Annotated in this window: 17 protein-coding genes; 8 read left to right on the top strand and 9 right to left on the bottom strand. The window is 74.2% G+C overall.

The window, feature by feature from the left end:
* Positions 1-6: 6 nt before the first annotated feature.
* The 4 genes from PU704_RS12115 to PU704_RS12100 form a co-directional block, all read right to left on the bottom strand.
* Positions 7-1,338, bottom strand: a complete 1,332-nt coding sequence (locus tag PU704_RS12115) for a L,D-transpeptidase (RefSeq protein WP_277551523.1) — start codon at positions 1,336-1,338, stop codon at positions 7-9.
* A 188-nt stretch (positions 1,339-1,526) separates the two neighbouring features.
* Positions 1,527-1,850 (bottom strand): hypothetical protein, encoded by a 324-nt coding sequence (locus PU704_RS12110; protein WP_277551522.1) that lies wholly within the window; start codon positions 1,848-1,850, stop codon positions 1,527-1,529.
* A 322-nt stretch (positions 1,851-2,172) separates the two neighbouring features.
* Positions 2,173-2,661, bottom strand: coding sequence for a DUF3499 family protein (locus tag PU704_RS12105; protein ID WP_047804085.1), 489 nt, complete (start codon positions 2,659-2,661; stop codon positions 2,173-2,175).
* 14 nt (positions 2,662-2,675) lie between these two features.
* Positions 2,676-3,206 carry a WhiB family transcriptional regulator gene (locus PU704_RS12100; RefSeq protein WP_053004980.1) on the bottom strand — a complete coding sequence of 177 codons (531 nt, stop codon included), beginning with the start codon at positions 3,204-3,206 and terminating at the stop codon, positions 2,676-2,678.
* 312 nt (positions 3,207-3,518) lie between these two features.
* On the opposite strand from PU704_RS12100, the gene PU704_RS12095 reads away from it, so the two are divergent.
* On the top strand, positions 3,519-4,307 hold the full coding sequence (locus PU704_RS12095) for a TIGR03089 family protein (RefSeq protein WP_139318664.1): 789 nt from the start codon (positions 3,519-3,521) through the stop codon (positions 4,305-4,307).
* Between the two features lie 10 nt (positions 4,308-4,317).
* On the opposite strand, the gene PU704_RS12090 is transcribed toward PU704_RS12095, so the two are convergent.
* The gene (locus tag PU704_RS12090) at positions 4,318-4,962 is read right to left on the bottom strand and encodes a GtrA family protein (protein WP_277551521.1); all 645 of its coding nucleotides are present in this window, start codon (positions 4,960-4,962) and stop codon (positions 4,318-4,320) included.
* Positions 4,963-5,252: 290 nt separating this feature from the next.
* Here PU704_RS12090 and PU704_RS12085 point away from each other — a divergent pair, with 290 nt between their 5' ends.
* From PU704_RS12085 to PU704_RS12070, 4 genes are all read left to right on the top strand, one after another.
* Entirely contained in the window at positions 5,253-6,368 is a 1,116-nt protein-coding gene (locus PU704_RS12085) for a 5-(carboxyamino)imidazole ribonucleotide synthase (protein WP_047804083.1), read from the top strand.
* 136 nt (positions 6,369-6,504) lie between these two features.
* The gene (gene purE / locus PU704_RS12080) at positions 6,505-6,990 is read left to right on the top strand and encodes a 5-(carboxyamino)imidazole ribonucleotide mutase (protein ID WP_047804116.1); all 486 of its coding nucleotides are present in this window, start codon (positions 6,505-6,507) and stop codon (positions 6,988-6,990) included.
* A gap of 49 nt (positions 6,991-7,039) precedes the next feature.
* Positions 7,040-8,656 (top strand): LCP family protein, encoded by a 1,617-nt coding sequence (locus PU704_RS12075; RefSeq protein WP_277551520.1) that lies wholly within the window; start codon positions 7,040-7,042, stop codon positions 8,654-8,656.
* Positions 8,657-8,731: 75 nt separating this feature from the next.
* Positions 8,732-9,745: a lipid II:glycine glycyltransferase FemX gene (locus tag PU704_RS12070; protein ID WP_277551519.1), complete on the top strand. Its 1,014-nt coding sequence runs from the start codon at positions 8,732-8,734 to the stop codon at positions 9,743-9,745.
* Positions 9,746-9,905: 160 nt separating this feature from the next.
* On the opposite strand, the gene PU704_RS12065 is transcribed toward PU704_RS12070, so the two are convergent.
* Together PU704_RS12065 and glpX are read right to left on the bottom strand one after the other, a co-directional pair.
* Positions 9,906-11,087, bottom strand: a complete 1,182-nt coding sequence (locus PU704_RS12065; protein WP_047804080.1) for a hypothetical protein — start codon at positions 11,085-11,087, stop codon at positions 9,906-9,908.
* 198 nt (positions 11,088-11,285) lie between these two features.
* Positions 11,286-12,233: a class II fructose-bisphosphatase gene (gene glpX, locus PU704_RS12060; RefSeq protein ID WP_047804115.1), complete on the bottom strand. Its 948-nt coding sequence runs from the start codon at positions 12,231-12,233 to the stop codon at positions 11,286-11,288.
* 235 nt (positions 12,234-12,468) lie between these two features.
* Between glpX and PU704_RS12055 the strand changes: the two genes are divergently transcribed.
* From PU704_RS12055 to PU704_RS12045, 3 genes are all read left to right on the top strand, one after another.
* Positions 12,469-13,149, top strand: coding sequence for a DUF4245 domain-containing protein (locus PU704_RS12055; protein WP_277551518.1), 681 nt, complete (start codon positions 12,469-12,471; stop codon positions 13,147-13,149).
* Entirely contained in the window at positions 13,146-13,796 is a 651-nt protein-coding gene (locus tag PU704_RS12050) for a carbonic anhydrase (RefSeq protein ID WP_075872789.1), read from the top strand. Before PU704_RS12055 ends, PU704_RS12050 begins: the two co-directional genes overlap by 4 nt.
* 62 nt (positions 13,797-13,858) lie before the next feature.
* Positions 13,859-15,304, top strand: coding sequence for a class II fumarate hydratase (locus tag PU704_RS12045; RefSeq protein ID WP_277551517.1), 1,446 nt, complete (start codon positions 13,859-13,861; stop codon positions 15,302-15,304).
* A gap of 116 nt (positions 15,305-15,420) precedes the next feature.
* On the opposite strand, the gene PU704_RS12040 is transcribed toward PU704_RS12045, so the two are convergent.
* Both PU704_RS12040 and PU704_RS12035 read right to left on the bottom strand, forming a co-directional pair.
* Positions 15,421-15,666: a hypothetical protein gene (locus PU704_RS12040; RefSeq protein ID WP_047804076.1), complete on the bottom strand. Its 246-nt coding sequence runs from the start codon at positions 15,664-15,666 to the stop codon at positions 15,421-15,423.
* A gap of 153 nt (positions 15,667-15,819) precedes the next feature.
* Entirely contained in the window at positions 15,820-16,290 is a 471-nt protein-coding gene (locus PU704_RS12035) for an NUDIX hydrolase (RefSeq protein WP_075872791.1), read from the bottom strand.
* Positions 16,291-16,306: the final 16 nt, after the last annotated feature.

The raw sequence follows: 16,306 nt of genomic DNA, 5'->3' as shown, positions 1-16,306 counted from the left end.
GGCGCCTCACCACTTGCCCTGCCACGACTCGTCGGCGTAGTGCTCCAGCGGGATGTTCCAGTCCCCGTAGCCGTCGTCGGGGTCGGCCTGCGGATATCCGGTGCCGACGACCTCCACGATGTCGCCGGGGCGGAAGACGTCGTGGACGAACTTCGCGCCCTCGGCGGACATGCCCACGCACCCGTGCGAGACGTTGGCCTCGCCCAGGACGGGCATCGCCGAGGGCAGGGCCTGGTGCACGAACTCGCCGCTGGCCGTCAGCCGGGACACGTTGGAGGCCCAGAAGGTCTCGTACCAGTGCGGGTCGCCGGGCTGCAGGCTCAGCGAGGAGGCCTTGAACAGGTAGCTGGGGGCCTGCTCCATGATGACCTTCCGGCCCGTGGTGGAGGGCCAGTCGGGGTTGCCGAGGGTGACGGGGAACGTCCCGGCGACCTCGCCGTCGACGTAGGCCGTCAGCGTCTTCGTCGCGTCGTCGACGCGGGCGTAGTGCTCGGCGCCGATCGAGAAGCTGCGGCGCAGGTCGTGGTTGCCGATCATCCCGCCGCCCACGTCCAGGCCCAGCAGGTCCAGGGAGACGGTCACCTCGGAGTGCGGCTCCCAGGTGTCCGCGGGCCGGTAGCGCAGCACGGTGTCGGAGTACCAGCGGAAGGCCCCGGCCCGGTCCCCGCCGCCGCGCACGGTGATCGCCCGCTCGACCTCGTCGCGGTGCCGGACGGGCTCCGAGAAGGTGAACTGCAGGATCTGCCCGGTGCCGTAGACCCCGCCCTCGGCCACGTTGACCCGCGCGTCGACCTCCTGGGCCGCCGAGACGGTGCTGAAGGTGCTCGTGCCCGTGCTCGTGGTGCCGCCGGCCGCGGCGGTCCAGTGCAGCACGTACGCGGTGTCGAAGGCCAGCATGTCCGTGCTGGTCCACGTGCGCCCGTCCGCGGAGCGCTCCCCGGGCACGGGCACCCCACCGGCGGCGGGCACGAGCACCACTTCGCCCAGTTCGCCAACGCCGGTGCGCACCACGACCGGGTCCACGGGATTGTGCTCCACGGCGGCGTCCGCGGGCGTGACCACGACGCCGGCCGGCTGCGGGCCCGCCGGCGCCGTGGTGGCCGGTTCCGTGGCGGTCGGCCCCGTGGTGGCCGGCCCCGTGATGGCCGGCGTCGCGCTCGGGGCCGAGGTCGCCGCCGACCCGGTGGAGGACGCGACGGTGGGCGCAGGCTCACCGGAGTGGGCCCCAGCGGCGTGCGCGCAGCCGGTGGCGAGCACCGCCGTCGCCGTGGCCAGCGCGAGCAGGCGGCGGGCCGGGACGGCGCGGGGCGCGCGGTGGGGACGGGAGGACAGGGACATCGTGGGGACACCTCGAGGGGACGGGGGGAAGCGCTCGGGGACGGGCCCCACGATAGGCACACCGACCCGTGCACGACCTACTCGGCCACCCCGCGGGTACGAATGTTAACGGCTTCGTGACCCCGGTCGGCGTCGAGGGGAGGATCCCGGGCGGAGGGTGCCCGCGGGCGTGCGCCGGTCCCGAGCGCTCAGCTGTCGGGGCACAGGCAGGCGATCCCGTTGCGGATCGGATAGACCGGGTGCACGCCGTCCCGGAACGGACGGTCGCTCATCAAGCGGTCCGCGTCCACGGGGATCAGCGTCCCGCCCGTCAGGGGGCAGCGCAGGATCGCGGCCAGTCCCGGGTCCAGGACGGTCGTCGCCGGGGGCGTCGGCTCGGGGGCGGGGACGGGGGCCGCCCAGGGAGCGGCACGGTGACCGCCGCCGCTCTCGGGACGGCGCGCGGGGCCGTGCGCATAGGGGTTCTCGGCCGGGACGGCGTGCGTCGGCTGCGTCGTTGCAGGGACAGTCATGGGGTCTCCTGGTGCTCCGGGGGGAAGAGCCTCCGTGCCGGACAGGCACGGTCTGCGGCTCATCCTAGGGCGGGGGCACCGGCGTGCGGAGGATTCCGCCGGACGCCGCGCCGCTCGGGCCTCGGGCGCCGCCACGCCGCTCGGGCCTCGGGCGCCGCCGCGCCGCTCAGGTCTCGGCCACCGCCGCGCCGCTCAGGTCTCGGCCACCGCCGCGCCGCTCAGACCTCGGGCACCGCCGCGCCGCTCAGACCTCGGGCACCGCCGCGCCGCTCAGACCTCGGGCACCGCCGCGCCGCTCAGACCTCGGGCACCGCCGCGCCGCTCAGACCTCGGGCACCGCCGCGCCGCCGTGCCCCGTGGGCCGCCGCAGGTGCGGCCGCCGCAGGCTGTCGGGCATCGGGACGTCGCGCGGGAGCGGCTCCGGGAGCCGGCGCTCCGGGACCGGACGGTCCGGGAGCGCGTCCCGGGGTGCGGCGGAGCGGGGCAGGGACACGTCGCGCAGCACCGCCCGGGGACGCTCCCGGACGGCCGCGGGCGGCTCCGGTTCGCGGACCGCCTCGGCCACGGCACCGATGTCCTCGCGGCGTGCCCGGTCCTCCGGCAGCTCCAGGCGCACCACCTGCCAGCCGCGCGGCACCGTGAGCCGGTCGGAGTGCACCGCGCACAGGTCGTAGGCGTGGGGCTCGGCGTGGCCGGCCAGCGGTCCCACGACGGCGGTCGAGTCCGAGTACACGTAGGTGAGGGTCGTGACCGCGTCCCGCGTGCAGGTCTGGCGGGAGCAACGTCGGGTGGCACTGCCGGAGGAGCTCATCGCACGAAACTACCTCAGCGCGTCAGCCGGCGCAGGCGGCGGCGCTCCCGTTCGGACAGCCCGCCCCAGATGCCGAACTTCTCGTCCTTGCTCATGGCGTAGTCCAGGCACGCGCTCTGCACCGGGCACGCCTCGCAGACGCGCTTGGCGTCACGGGTGGATCCGCCCTTCTCCGGGAAGAACGCCTCCGGGTCCGTCTGGGCGCACAGGGCGTCGGTCTGCCAGGCGAGCTCGCCCTCGTCCTCCTCCACCGCGTACAGCCCGGCGACCGAGCCCCAGTCCAGGCCGCCGTCGGCGACCGGGGTCTCGAGCAGGTCCACGACCGGGCCGGCCGCGTCCCCCGAGAGGTTCTGCACGGTGTCGTGCGCGGCGAGGTAGGCGGTGGCCTGCTCCTCCAGGCTGCCGCCGGCGCGGCGGACGTGGCGCTCTGCGGCCCGAGGGTCGGCCGGATCCACGAACCAGTCCTCGGGCACCGAGCGCACGCTGCGCCGCGAGGTGCTGAGGGGGGTGGAATCGACGAGCTGCTGGCGTGCGGCCTCTCCCATGACTTTCCTTCCATCCGACACGTTGGCCCCGGACTGGCATACTGCGGGGGTACCAGTTCGTTGCATCCCGGAGAACGTATCTTTGGTGATCGCCTGCCGGACTTCCTCATTACACGTGTGTAACTACTACTGCGTCAACCCTCTCGCCGGAGGGACCCTTGGAACCATATCGGCCCAGATTTCCTTTGGGAGTAGACGTTTTTCCAGGTCACGCCCGGTTTGGCGTGAGGCACCCGGAAAAGCGAAGAATGCACGCCGACGCATATGCCTCGGGACGGCCTCCGGCGGCCCCGCATCCCTCAGGAGGAGCCCTTGGACATCCCTACCCCCACCTCTGTCCCCCGCTTGGTGGACAAGCTCCGCCGGAGCAGCCACCCCGCCCTCATCTGGTACGGGCAGGACGGCGAGCGCGTGGAGCTCTCCGGCCGGGTGCTGGACAACTGGGCGGCCAAGACGGCGAACCTGTGGGTGGACGAGCTGGACCTGCAGGCGGGCGACGTCGTCGCCCTGGGCGACGAGGTGCACTGGCGCGGCCTCGCCGTGGCCCTGGGCACGTGGACCATGGGCGCCGGGCTGCGGCCGGTCGACCCGTCCGGAGGTGCCCCGGAGCCCGGTGACCGGGCCGTGGCGGGACTCGTGGACGCCCGGGGTGCGCTTCCCGCCCTGCTCGGGCGGGTGCCCTCCGGGGCGCGGGCGGTGGTGCTGGACCGCCCGGCGCTCTCGCTCGGGTACCGGGGGGAGCTGCCCGAGGGGGACGCGCTGGACTACTGCGCCGAGGTGCGGTCCCACGCGGACGTGTACGAGGGCTTCGAGGAGCCGGACCCGGACGGGCCGGCCCTGTGGGCGGCGGGCGATGACGGGCCCCTGAGCCACGGGGCGCTGCTGCCGGACGCCGCCGCGCGCGTGTCCGGCCGGGAGCAGGCGTGGGGCGGGGCCGCGGCGGTGCACGTGCCCGGACGGCGGATGGACGCGGAGCACCTGCTGCGCGTCCTGGGCGTGCTGGCCGGTGGCCGGGCGGTGGTCGTCACGGACCGGCCGGCGGACGGCACCGACCCGTCCTGGGCGTCCGTGCTGGCGGCCGAGAACGCCGTGGCGTTCTGATCCGCTCCGCTCAGCGGCCCTCGGCCGGGCCCGCGCCCTCGTGGGCGTCCCGGCCGGGGTGCGCAGCACTCTCCCGGGGCGTGTGCTCGGCGGTCTCCCGCGGCGCCTGCTCGGCGGTTCCCCGCCGCGGGTGCTCGGTGCCGCCCGCGGGGGCGGCACCGGTGATCAGCGCGATCTCGAGGGCCGCGGTGTCGGCGAAGTTCGGGTCCTCGTCGAGCTCCTCGGTGAAGACCCAGAAACGGTAGGCGAAGTACCGGAAGATCGTGCCGAGGATGGTGCCGATGATCGTGCCGGAGACGAAGGACGCGTAGGCGCTCGTGAGGCCCAGCACGTAGTAGCTGAAGCCGAGGCAGCCCAGCTCGATGGCCATGCCGATGCCGTTGGCCACGAGAAACTGCACCAGCTCGCGGCGCTTGTCTGACTGGCGCTTGTGCCGGAAGGTCCAGAGGCGGTTCGCGACCCAGGCGAAGAGAATCGCGACGGCGGTGGCGACGAACTTGGCCTTGAGGTGACCGTCCTGGAACCAGGTGTGCATCAGCACCCAGGTGAGCGACGCGTTGATGACGAAGGCGAGCGCCCCGACGACTCCGAACTTCATGAGTTCCTTGACGAACAGGTGCCACAGGGCATCGAAACGGTCGACGAGACGGTTCACGCGGCTTCAGGTCTCCCAGGTGGTGGGTCGGTGGGCGCCGGCCGGCGCAGCGGTCGACGGACGCGGGCAAGCCCCCGCGGCGGACCTCGGGACATCCTACCCCGCCCCTCCTGCGCGCTCCCTGGGCGTGGGCGCCCTGTTACGGGCCCGGCGACAGCCGGGGGACGGTCAGGTGACGGGCAGGGGACGGCCCGCCGGGCGGTCCCTCCGGGCCGGGATACGCTGGTCGGGTGAGAGCTTCTGGAACCGCACCTGTCGTCGGCGTCGTCGGAGGCGGGCAGCTCGCCCGCATGATGGCGCCCTCCGCCACCGCCCTGGGCATCGAGCTGCGCGTGCTCGCCGAGGGCCCCGACGTCTCGGCCGTCGCCGCCGTGCCCACCGCCCCGGTCGGCGACTACACCGACCTCGAGGCGCTGCGCCGGTTCGCCGCGGACGTGGACGTGCTGACCTTCGACCACGAGCACGTGCCCACCGAGCACCTGCACGCCCTGCTCGCGGAGGGCGTCGCCGTCCGCCCCGGGCCGGACGCCCTGGTGCACGCCCAGGACAAGCTGCGGATGCGCGAGGCCGTGCAGCGCCTGGGCCTGCCCAACCCCCGGTGGGCGGCGGTGGCCGACGCCGACGAGCTCGTGGCCTTCGGCGAAGAGGCCGGCTGGCCCGTGGTGCTCAAGACCCCGCGCGGGGGCTACGACGGCAAGGGCGTCATGGTGCTGGACACCGCCGCCGACGCCCGTGGCGAGGAGCCGGCGCAGTGGTTCGCGCGCACGGACGGACCGCTGCTGGCCGAGGAGAAGGTGCCGTTCTCCCGCGAGCTCTCGGCCCTCGTGGCCCGCACGCCCTCCGGCGAGGTGCGTGCCTGGCCGGTCGTGGAGTCCATCCAGGTGGCCGGCGTCTGCGACGAGGTGCTCGCCCCCGCCCCGGACCTGCAGCCCGCGGTGGCCGCCGCCGCCGCCCACGCCGCCCTGACCCTGGCCACCGAGCTCGGGGTCACGGGCGTGCTGGCGGTGGAGCTGTTCGAGAGCCCCGGCCGCGGCCCCGGGTTCCTCGTCAACGAGCTGGCCATGCGCCCGCACAACTCCGGGCACTGGACGATGGACGGGTCCGTGACCAGCCAGTTCGAGCAGCACCTGCGCGCGGTGCTCGACCTCCCCCTCGGGGAGACCGGGCTGATCGGCGGGTCCGCGGTGATGAAGAACTACCTGGGCGGGGCCAACCAGGACCTCTTCGGCGCCTACCGGGACGCGATGAGCGCCGAGCCCCGCGCCAAGATCCACAACTACGGCAAGGCGGTGCGGCCCGGACGCAAGATCGGCCACGTGAACATCACGGGCGCGGCGGACGAGATCCCGGAGCTGCGCCGCCGGGCGTCCCGCGCCGCGGCCGTGCTGCGCGACGGCCGCGCCTGACCAGCGTGCCCCTCACGGTCCGTCCAGCCGGGACGGCTACCGTAGCCCCAGACCGGAGTGCGGTTGCGCCGCGCACCACCCCAGCAGTCCAGGAGTGCCAGTGAACGAGAAGCAGCAGCCCGTCGTGGGCGTGGTGATGGGGTCGGACTCCGACTGGCCCGTGATGGAGGCCGCGGCCACCGCCCTGGACGAGTTCGGCATCGCCTACGAGGTCGACGTCGTCTCCGCCCACCGGATGCCCGCCGAGATGATCGACTACGGCCGGCGCGCCCACGACCGCGGCCTGCGCGTGCTCATCGCCGGGGCCGGGGGCGCCGCCCACCTGCCCGGCATGCTCGCCTCCGTGACCCCGCTGCCCGTGATCGGGGTGCCCGTCCCCCTGCGGACGCTCGACGGCATGGACTCGCTGCTGTCGATCGTGCAGATGCCCGCCGGCGTGCCGGTGGCCACCGTGTCCATCGGCGGGGCCCGCAACGCCGGGCTGCTCGCGGCGCGCATCCTCGCCGCGGGCGCGGACGACCGGGCCGCGCAGCTGCGCGAGCAGCTGGTGCACTTCGCCTCCGAGCTGCGGCAGACCGCCCAGGACAAGGGCGCCGCCCTGCGCTCGCGCCTCGGCGCCTGAGCCCGCCGCCCCGCCCTTCCCCACCCGCCCTTCCCCGCCGGAGCTGCCCGTGAACGGCCACACCCCCCGCGCCGAGCCGGACCCCCGTCCGCCGCACCGCCGACCTGATCCGGGACCCGGCTCCGGCGCGACGCCCGAGGACGCCGTCACCGCCGTGCGGCGGGGCGACGACGACGCCGCGTCCCCGCCGCGGCTCACGGACCCGCTGCGCCACCCGCAGCACGCCGGGGAGGGCACGCGCGCCCGGCGCGCCTGGACGCTGCTCCTGTCCACGCTCGTGGTTCCCGGCAGCGCCCAGCTCGTCGCGGGCCGGCGGGCGACGGGGCGCGCCGCCCTGAAGGCCGACGTGGTCGTCTGGGCGGCCCTGGCCCTGGCCCTCGTGAGTCTCCTGCTGTGGCGGACTCCTCTGATCTGGTTCCTGACCAACTCGCTGACGTCCCTGCTGCTGATCGCCGTGCTGCTGGGCCTGGCCCTGGGGTGGGCGTTCCTCTTCTTCGACACGCTGCGCCTGATCCGGCCCGGACTGCTCGCGCAGCGCACCCGCCGGGCGGTGGCCGCCGCCACCGTGGCGCTCATGCTCGTCACCTCGGGCGGGCTGGCCTACTCCGCCTATCTGCTGTCCGTGACCCGCGGGGCGGTCTCGGACGTCTTCGGGGGCGGACTGCCCTTCCGGCCCGCGGACGGGCGCTACAACATCCTGCTCATGGGCACCGACTCCGGGGAGGACCGCTCGGGCCGCCGCCCCGACTCGATGACGGTGCTCAGCGTGGACGCCGACTCCGGGCGGACCGTGACCATCTCCCTGCCCCGCAATCTGCAGAACGCCCCCTTCCCCGAGGACTCCCCGCTGGCCGAGGTCTACCCCGAGGGCTTCGACTGCGGCGACGAGTGCATCCTCAACGCCCTCTACACCGACGTCACGAACAACCACGCCGAGCTGTACCCGGACGCCGCGGACCCCGGCGCCGAGGCCATGAAGGACGCCGCGTCGGGGGTGCTCGGCATCGAGGTCCAGGCCTACGCGATCGTCGAGATGAACGGCTTCGAGCAGCTCGTGGACGCCCTCGGCGGGATCACCATCGACGTCGGCGGGCGCGTGCCGATCGGCGGCGGCACCGACCTGGTCACCGGCCTGCCGAACGAGATCTTCGGCTACATCGAGCCGGGCGTCCAGCACCTGGACGGCTACCACGCCCTCTGGTACGCCCGGTCCCGCGAGGGGGCCACCGACTACGACCGGCAGGCCCGCCAGCGCTGCGTGCAGGCCGCGATGCTCAAGCAGCTGAACCCCGTCAACGTCCTCGCCCGGTTCCAGGACCTCGCGGAGTCCGGCACGCAGGTCGTCGAGACCGACATCCCGCAGAGCCAGATCGGCTCGTTCGTGGACGTGGCCCTGAAGGCCAAGGAGCACGAGCTGGTGCAGTTCGCCGCCGGCCCGCCCTACTACGACCCGTCCTTCCCGACCTACCCGGACTACGACCGGCTGCACGAGGACCTCGCCCAGGTGCTGGAGGAGGCCACCGACCGCGGGGCCCGGCAGGCCGAGGCGCTGCCGCGCGGCGCGGCCGTGGGCCCGGGGGTCGCCATGGCCGTCCCGGTCCCGGCCGCGCTCCCCCGGGTGCCCGCCGAGGAGCTCACCCCCAACGGCACCTGCTCCGTGCCCTGACCTGGGCCGCCGTCCCGGCCCGGGGGCCCGGGCGACCGCGCCGGGGGCTCCTGGACGCACCGGTACAGTGGGGGCGTGGCGAACATACTTCAGTCGAATGCATGGGCCGATTTCCAGCGGAACCTGGGGCACCGGGTGTTCCAGGCCTCCGGGGACGGGTGGCGCTACCTCGCGGTCCTCGAGGGCGGCAGGCTCGGCCGCTACCTGTACTGCCCGTACGGCCCCGAGGCCGGCACCCCCCAGGCCTTCGAGGAGGCGCTCGAGCACCTCGTGCGCACGGCCCGGGAGGAGCGGTGCTGGTTCGTCCGGGTGGAGCCCGTGGACGCCGCCGTGACCGACGGGCTGGAGACCCCCGAGGCCTCGCTGCGCCGCCGCGGTCTGCGCCCGGCGCCGCGCCAGGTCCAGCCCGGGCACACCCAGGTGATCGACCTGACGCAGGACGAGGACGCGATCCTCAAGGACATGAAGTCCACCAACCGCAACCTGCACCGCAACATCGCCAAGAAGGGCGTGACGTTCACCGCGTCCACCGACCCGGGGGACGTCGACGTCCTGCTGGGCTTCCTCGACGCCACCGCCGAGCGCAAGGACTTCACCCGGCAGCAGGACGCCTACCTGCGCGAGGCCGCGCGCACGCTCATGCCGCTCGGTGCGGCCGTCCTGTACGTGGCGCGGCTGGACGGGCAGCCCATCGGCGCCTCGCTCGTCTACGACTCCGACGACACCCGCACCTACGCCCACGCCGCGATGGACTTCGAGCACCGCAAGCTCTCCGCGGGCATCCCGCTGGTCGTGCGGATGGTGCTGGACGCCCGGCAGAAGGGCCTGCGCCGCTTCGACCTGTTCGGCACGGCCCCCGAGGGCGCGGACCCGGAGCACGCCTGGCACGGCTTCACGAAGTTCAAGAAGTCCTTCGGCGGCCGCCCGGAGGCCTACCCGGGGACCTGGGACCTGCCGGTGGGCCGCAGCCGGTACGCGGCCTACACCGGCCTGCGCGCCGCCCGCGAGACGGCCGCCTCGGCGCGCCGGGAGCTCCCGGGAGTGCCCGGGCGGCTCCGCGCGGCCCTCGCCCACCGCCGGGACGCCTGAGCGGATCGGCACGGACGGCGCACCGCCGGCGGGCGCCCTCCGGCCACGACGCCCGCCGGCGCGGAGGCCGCGCCGGTCCCCGGACCGAGGCCCCGGAGGCGACGCAGCGCCGAGGCATCGCCGCGACCGCGCCCGTCGCCGGGCTGCCGGCGCGGCCGCGTCAGCGCCCGGCCGCGTCGCGCAGCGCGGAGAGCCCCTCCCCGACCACCCGCCGGGTGAGTGCCCGGGCCCGCCGGGTCCGGGAGCGGCCGGTGCCCCCCGCGCCGTCGCCGTCGGCGGGCGCGGCGGCCGTCTCGGGGCCGCCCGGGGACCAGGACCGCGCCGGGGCGGGCGCCTCCAGGCCCAGCTCCGCGGCGACGGCCGTGCCGGTGCGCGCCGCGACGGCGTCGGCCGCCTCCGCCGAGAACTCCCCGGCCGGGCTGCGCCCCAGGGACTTCTCCCACGGACCCAGCACCGGCCGTTCCGTGCCGGCCAGCTCGCGGACCACCTGCGGCACGTCCGCCTCGTCCGGGTCCCCGCCGTCGAGGCGCTGCACGCGGCGCTTCTGCAGCTCCACGAGCCCGGTGAGCAGCAGGGCGTCGTCCAGGCCCAGATCGCGGCCCCGGCGGGTGAAGCCCAGGCGGTAGATCATCGCCAGCCCGCGCGTGTGCACGAACCAGAGGTAGCCCAGGGCGGTCTCGGCCCCGACGTCGCCCTCCTCGGTGGCCACGAGCAGCAGGGAGTCGTCCCCCAGGTCCTCGAGCAGCTGCGTGATGAGCCGGGTGCGCAGCCCGATGTTGGCCAGCGCCCGGCTCTGCGCGGTGACCTCGCGCACGGTCACGCCGGGGGTGCGCAGGGCCGCCCGGCACCGGCCCAGGGTCGCCTCGGAGAGCCGGCGGGAGAGGTCCTGCTGGGTCTCCCCCAGCGGGACCTCCAGCCGGCGGGGCTCGTCGGGGCCGCCGCCGGTGGCCGGCCGCGCGAAGCCGGCGGCCGCCAGGGCCTCGGCCGTGCCCGGCGTGCGCAGCGTGTCGGGCTGGAAGCGCAGCAGCTCCGCCGCGTGCTCCTCCCGGGCCCAGAGCGCCAGGGCCTCGGCGACCACCGGCAGGTCCTGGGGCCGGTGCACGTGGGCGTGCACCGTGCCGGCGACCACGCGCTCGGCCTCCGAGCGCAGGTGGAGCTGGGCGTAGCCCACGGTGCGCTGCTCGGCGTCGTGGACCATGACCCGGTCCACCCGCAGGCCCGGGCCCTCGGCCGAGATCTGGGCCTGGCCGATCCCCCACAGCTGCTGGGGGTGGCCGCCGGTCACCCGGACGGTGGCGTCCCAGGTCTTGCGGTTGGGGCACGGGCTGACCGTGGTGCTCACGATGGAGTCCTCCTCATCACCCGGGCGCCCCGCCCCGGTGGGGGGACCGCGGTCGGCGCCCGCAGTTCGGCACCAGTCTAGGGCGGCCGGTCGCCGCATCGGCCCCCGGACACGGCATGACGGGGACGGCGAGGACCCCCCGTGCCGGTGGCCGGCCCGAGGGGTCCTGTGCCGGCCGGACGGGCCGGGGCGCCGGGGTCAGCGGCGGGCGTACTTCTCCCACTTCGCGGCGAGGTGCTCGGCCTCGACCATGCGCACGGTCCCGGAGCGGGAGCGCATCACGATGGACTGGGTGGTGATCCGCCGGCCGCGGTAGCGCACGCCCCGCAGCAGGTCGCCGTCGGTGATGCCCGTGGCGGCGAAGAAGCAGTTGTCGGAGGTGACGAGGTCGTCCGTGGAGAGCACCGCGTCGACGTCGAGCCCGGCGTCGACGGCCTTCTGCCGCTCCGCGTCGTCGACCGGCGCGAGCCGGCCCTGGATGATCCCGCCGGTGGCCTTGACGGCGCACGCGGTGACGATGCCCTCCGGGGTGCCGCCGATGCCCATCATGACGTCCACGCCGGTGCCCTCGCGGCACGCGGCGATCGCGCCGGCCACGTCCCCGTCGAGGATCATCCGGGTGCGGGCACCGGTCGCGCGGATCTCGTCGACGAGCTTCTGGTGCCGGGGGCGGTCCAGCACGCACACGGTGAGCTGGTTGACGTGGATGCCCTTGGCCTTGGCCACCAGGTGCAGGTTCTGCTTGACCGGCAGGCGCAGGTCCACGAAGTCCGCGGCCTCCGGGCCCACCACGAGCTTGTCCATGTAGAACACGGCCGAGGGGTCGAACATCGACCCGCCGTCGGCCACCGCGATGACGGCCAGGGCGTTGTTCATGCCCAGCGCCGTGAGGCGGGTGCCGTCGATGGGGTCCACCGCGACGTCGGAGGCCGGCCCGGAGCCGTCGCCCACCTGCTCGCCGTTGAACAGCATGGGCGCCTCGTCCTTCTCGCCCTCGCCGATGACCACGGTGCCGTTGAAGTGCACGGTGGAGAGCAGGGCTCGCATGGCGTCGACCGCGGCCCCGTCGGCGGCGTTCTTGTCGCCGGCGCCCACCCACTGGCCCCCGGCGATCGCCGCGGCCTCGGTCGTGCGCACCAGCTCCATCGCCAGGTTGCGGTCGGCCACGTTGTTGCTGGATGCCTTGGTCGTTCCGGGGGATTCCTGGGCCACGATGTTCCTCACCTTCGAGTTTCGGGTCTGCGGGCCACCGGGCCGGGATCGGCCGCGGCGCGGACCGCGTCCCGCCCAGCATATCGCCCGCCCGTCCGCGCGCTGGGAGCCGGCTCACAGTCAGCCCGGTGGTGCGACCGCGACCTCCCGGACAGGGCACAATGGACCCGTGAGTTCCCCGACCCCCGACCGTTCCGCCGAGCCGCCCGCGGACGCGCCCCGTGCGGCCGCGCCCGGCCCCGGGACGCCGCCCCTGCCCCAGATCACGGAGAAGCAGGCGCGGCGGATCAACGCCCCCGTGCAGGGCATGATCATCTCGATGGCCGTCCTGCTGCTGCTGGTGCTGCCGTTCGTGTGGCTCCAGCCGCGCCCGGACGCCCAGCCGTACCGCCCCGACGTCGACGTGGCGCAGGAGGCGGACTACGTGGCCGAGGAGGCCCCGTTCCCGCCGGTCGTCCCCGAGCCGGGCGAGGACTGGACGGCCAACTACGCCCGCTGGGACGCCGGGGCCGCGGAGGGCGTGCCCTACTGGGAGATCGGCTGGGCCACCCCGCAGGGCAACTTCATCGGCCTCGTGCAGACGTCCCTGGCCAACCCCACGTGGCTGGCGCAGCAGACCGAGGCCGTGCCCGTCTCCGCGACCGCCGAGGCCGGGGGCGTGCAGTGGGACGTCCACGTCCGGGAGGAGTCCCGGGACCGGGACGCCCTGACCGTCTACTCCGGCGAGGTCGACGGCTCCACCGTGGTGCTCAAGGGCGACGCGCCCGGCGCCGAGCTGGACCACCTCGCCACCGCAGTGACCGCGGCACTCGCCGAGGTCTCCGACCCCGCACCCACGGAGCAGCCATGACCCCCGAGATCCGATCCGACGACTCCTCGCCCCGCACCCCCGCCGCCGCCTGGCAGCGCCTGCGCGAGGGCAACGCCCGCTTCGTGGCCGGCGAGTCCCTGCACCCCAACCAGGACGCCTCCCGCCGGCAGTCCGTGGCGGGCGGACAGGACCCGTTCGCGGTGATCTTCGGCTGCTCGGACTCCCGGCTGGCCGCCGAGATCATCTTCGACCTCGGGCTCGGGGACGCCTTCGTGGTCCGCACCGCCGGGCAGGTCATCGACGACGCCGTGCTCGGCTCGATCGAGTACGCCGTGGCCAACCTGGGCACCCCGCTGGTCATGGTCCTGGGCCACGACTCGTGCGGGGCGGTCAGCGCCACGCACGCGACCGCGCACTCCGGGGACATGCCGCGCGGCTTCCAGCGGGACCTCATCGAGCGGATCATGCCGTCCGTGCTCGACGCCCGGCGGCACGGGGAGCCCGACGTCAACTCGGCCGTGGTCGAGCACACCAAGCAGACGGCCTCCCGGCTGCTCGAGCAGTCGCGGATCATCAACGAGGCCGTCTCGCAGGGCGAGGTGGCCGTGGTGGGCGTCTTCTACCACCTGGAGGACGGGCAGGCCGAGCTCGTGCACGGCCACGGGACCTGGCTGCCGGCCCGCTGAGGACCCCGGACGCCGCGGGTCACCGTGCCGGGCGTCACCTCGGGCTGACCTAGACTGACGCCATGGCGAACACCACCACAGACACCACGGCAAACAGCACGGCAGCGTCCACCGAGTACCGCATCGAGCACGACACCATGGGCGAGGTGCGGGTGCCCGCACAGGCCCTGTACCGCGCCCAGACTCAGCGCGCCGTCGAGAACTTCCCCATCTCCGGCAGAACCCTCGAGCCCCAGCACATCGTCGCGCTGGCGCAGATCAAGAAGGCCGCCGCCCTGGCGAACGCGGAGCTGGGGGTGCTCGACGACGAGCGCGCCCGCGCGATCGCCGAGGCCGCGGACCAGGTCGCCACGGGCCGGTACGACGAGCACTTCCCGATCGACGTGTTCCAGACCGGCTCCGGGACGTCCTCCAACATGAACACCAACGAGGTCCTGGCCACCCTGGCCAGCCGGGCGCTGGAGGGCAAGGGCGTCGAGGTCCATCCCAACGACCACGTCAACGCCTCCCAGTCCTCCAACGACGTCTTCCCGACCTCCGTGCACGTGGCCGTCACGGGCGCCCTGGTCAACGACCTGGTCCCCGCCATGACGCAGCTCGCCGAGTCCCTCGAGCGCAAGGCCGCCGAGTTCCGGGACGTCGTGAAGTCGGGGCGCACGCACCTGATGGACGCCACCCCGGTGACCCTGGGCCAGGAGTTCGGCGGATACGCCGCCCAGGTGCGCTACGGCATCGAGCGCGTCCAGGCCGCCCTGCCCCGCGTGGCCGAGGTGCCCCTGGGCGGGACCGCCGTGGGCACCGGCATCAACACCCCCGCCGGGTTCTCCGCCCGCGTGATCGAGCTGCTGGCCGAGGAGACCGGACTGCCGATCACGGAGGCGCGCAACCACTTCGAGGCCCAGGCCAACCGGGACGGCCTCGTCGAGGCCTCGGGGCAGCTGCGCACCGTGGCCTACAGCTACATGAAGATCAACAACGACCTGCGCTGGATGGGCTCCGGCCCCAACACCGGCCTGGGCGAGATCCTCATCCCCGACCTGCAGCCGGGCTCCTCGATCATGCCGGGCAAGGTGAACCCGGTGATCTGCGAGTCCACGATCCAGGTCTGCGCCCAGGTGATCGGCAACGACACCACGGTGTCCCTGTCCTCCACCAACGGAGCCTTCGAACTCAACGTGGGCATCCCGGTCATGGCTTCCGCCCTGCTGGAGTCGATCCGGCTGCTCGCCAACTCCTCGCGGGTCATGGCGGAGAAGATGATCGACGGGCTCGAGGCGAACGTGGAGCGCTGCCGGTTCCTGGCCGAGGCCTCCCCCTCCATCGTGACCCCGCTGAACAAGGCCATCGGCTACGAGGCCGCCGCGAAGATCGCCAAGCACGCCGTGGCGAACAAGATGACGGTGCGCGAGGCGACTCTCGCCCTGGGCTACGTCGAGAACGGGCAGCTCACCGAGGAGGAGCTGGACCGCGCGCTGGACGTCACCACGATGACGGGCACCAACGACTGACCCGGCGCGAGGCAGGCGCGCGGAAGGGGGTCGCCCCCGCACCGGACACGGTCCCGGTGCGGGGGCGACCCCCTTTTCGTCGTCCGGCGGCTCCCACCCCGGACCGGTGCTCCGGATCAGGAGGTCACGGCGGGGCCGGACTCGCCGGACTTGGAGAGCTCCTTGATGAACTCGTGGCACTGCTGGGCCCGTGCGGAGTCCTCGGACATCACCTTCTCGAAGAAGTCGGCGATGTCGTCGCGGCCGGCGTTGCGGGCGTCCCGCACGTACTGGCCGTAGTCGTGACCTGCTTTGAGCGCGTGGTACTGCACGGACACCAGGTCGTAGGTGACGTCGTCGAAACCGGTCTCTCCTGTGGCCATGTTGCTCCTCCTTGCTCGTCGGTGCTGCGGGTGCGGACGCTTCCGAGTCTAGGAACGTGTGCACCGGCCCACAAGTAAGCACGCTGTGTTTCTTGTGCGTCGTTCCCCCGCGGCGTCGGCCGCTCCCGGTCCGGACCGGGAGCGGCCGCCGGCTCAGACCACGAAGCGCGCCCGGCCGTCGTGGGCCAGGGCCGCGTCGAGACGCGCCCGCTGGTGCGGCGGGAGTTCCGGGGTGTCGGCCGGGTGGTACCAGCCGACCTCGAGGGACTCGTCGTCGTTGACCCGGGCCTCCCCGGAGACCCAGCGGCAGCGGAAGGTGTGGTCGAGGAACTGGCACCGGTCCCCGTTGGGGTACTGCACCGGCTCGCCGGCCTTGATCGCCACGAGGTCCTCCACGACGGCGACGACGCCGGTCTCCTCCAGGCACTCCCGCACCGCCGTGACCGCCGGCTCCTCGCCGGGTTCCACGATCCCGCTGACCAGCCCCCAGTTGCCGTTGTCGCTGCGCCGGGCCAGCAGCACCCGGCCGTCGTCGCGCAGGACGACGGCGGTGACCGCGGGCAGCCAGAGCAGGTCGTGGCCGATCTTCTCGCGCAGGGAGAGGACGAACTCGGGGACGGGCATGGGCGCTCCTTGTCCG

Origin of the sequence: Kocuria oceani (assembly GCF_029524215.1) — a bacterium.
GTDB lineage: Bacteria > Actinomycetota > Actinomycetes > Actinomycetales > Micrococcaceae > Kocuria > Kocuria oceani.
This window is presented reverse-complemented; position numbering and strand designations above follow the sequence as displayed.

What these genes read in the sequence shown, in the direction of transcription:
- PU704_RS12110 (WP_277551522.1), bottom strand. Translation starts at nt 1,850, where the DNA reads ATGACTGTCCCTGCAACGACGCAGCCGACGCACGCCGTCCCGGCCGAG.
- PU704_RS12040 (WP_047804076.1), bottom strand. Translation starts at nt 15,666, where the DNA reads ATGGCCACAGGAGAGACCGGTTTCGACGACGTCACCTACGACCTGGTG.
- PU704_RS12115 (WP_277551523.1), bottom strand. Translation starts at nt 1,338, where the DNA reads ATGTCCCTGTCCTCCCGTCCCCACCGCGCGCCCCGCGCCGTCCCGGCC.
- purE (WP_047804116.1), top strand. Translation starts at nt 6,505, where the DNA reads ATGGGGTCGGACTCCGACTGGCCCGTGATGGAGGCCGCGGCCACCGCC.
- glpX (WP_047804115.1), bottom strand. Translation starts at nt 12,233, where the DNA reads ATGGAGCTGGTGCGCACGACCGAGGCCGCGGCGATCGCCGGGGGCCAG.
- PU704_RS12050 (WP_075872789.1), top strand. Translation starts at nt 13,146, where the DNA reads ATGACCCCCGAGATCCGATCCGACGACTCCTCGCCCCGCACCCCCGCC.
- PU704_RS12105 (WP_047804085.1), bottom strand. Translation starts at nt 2,661, where the DNA reads ATGAGCTCCTCCGGCAGTGCCACCCGACGTTGCTCCCGCCAGACCTGC.
- PU704_RS12045 (WP_277551517.1), top strand. Translation starts at nt 13,859, where the DNA reads ATGGCGAACACCACCACAGACACCACGGCAAACAGCACGGCAGCGTCC.
- PU704_RS12035 (WP_075872791.1), bottom strand. Translation starts at nt 16,290, where the DNA reads ATGCCCGTCCCCGAGTTCGTCCTCTCCCTGCGCGAGAAGATCGGCCAC.
- PU704_RS12085 (WP_047804083.1), top strand. Translation starts at nt 5,253, where the DNA reads ATGATGGCGCCCTCCGCCACCGCCCTGGGCATCGAGCTGCGCGTGCTC.
- PU704_RS12100 (WP_053004980.1), bottom strand. Translation starts at nt 3,206, where the DNA reads ATGGGAGAGGCCGCACGCCAGCAGCTCGTCGATTCCACCCCCCTCAGC.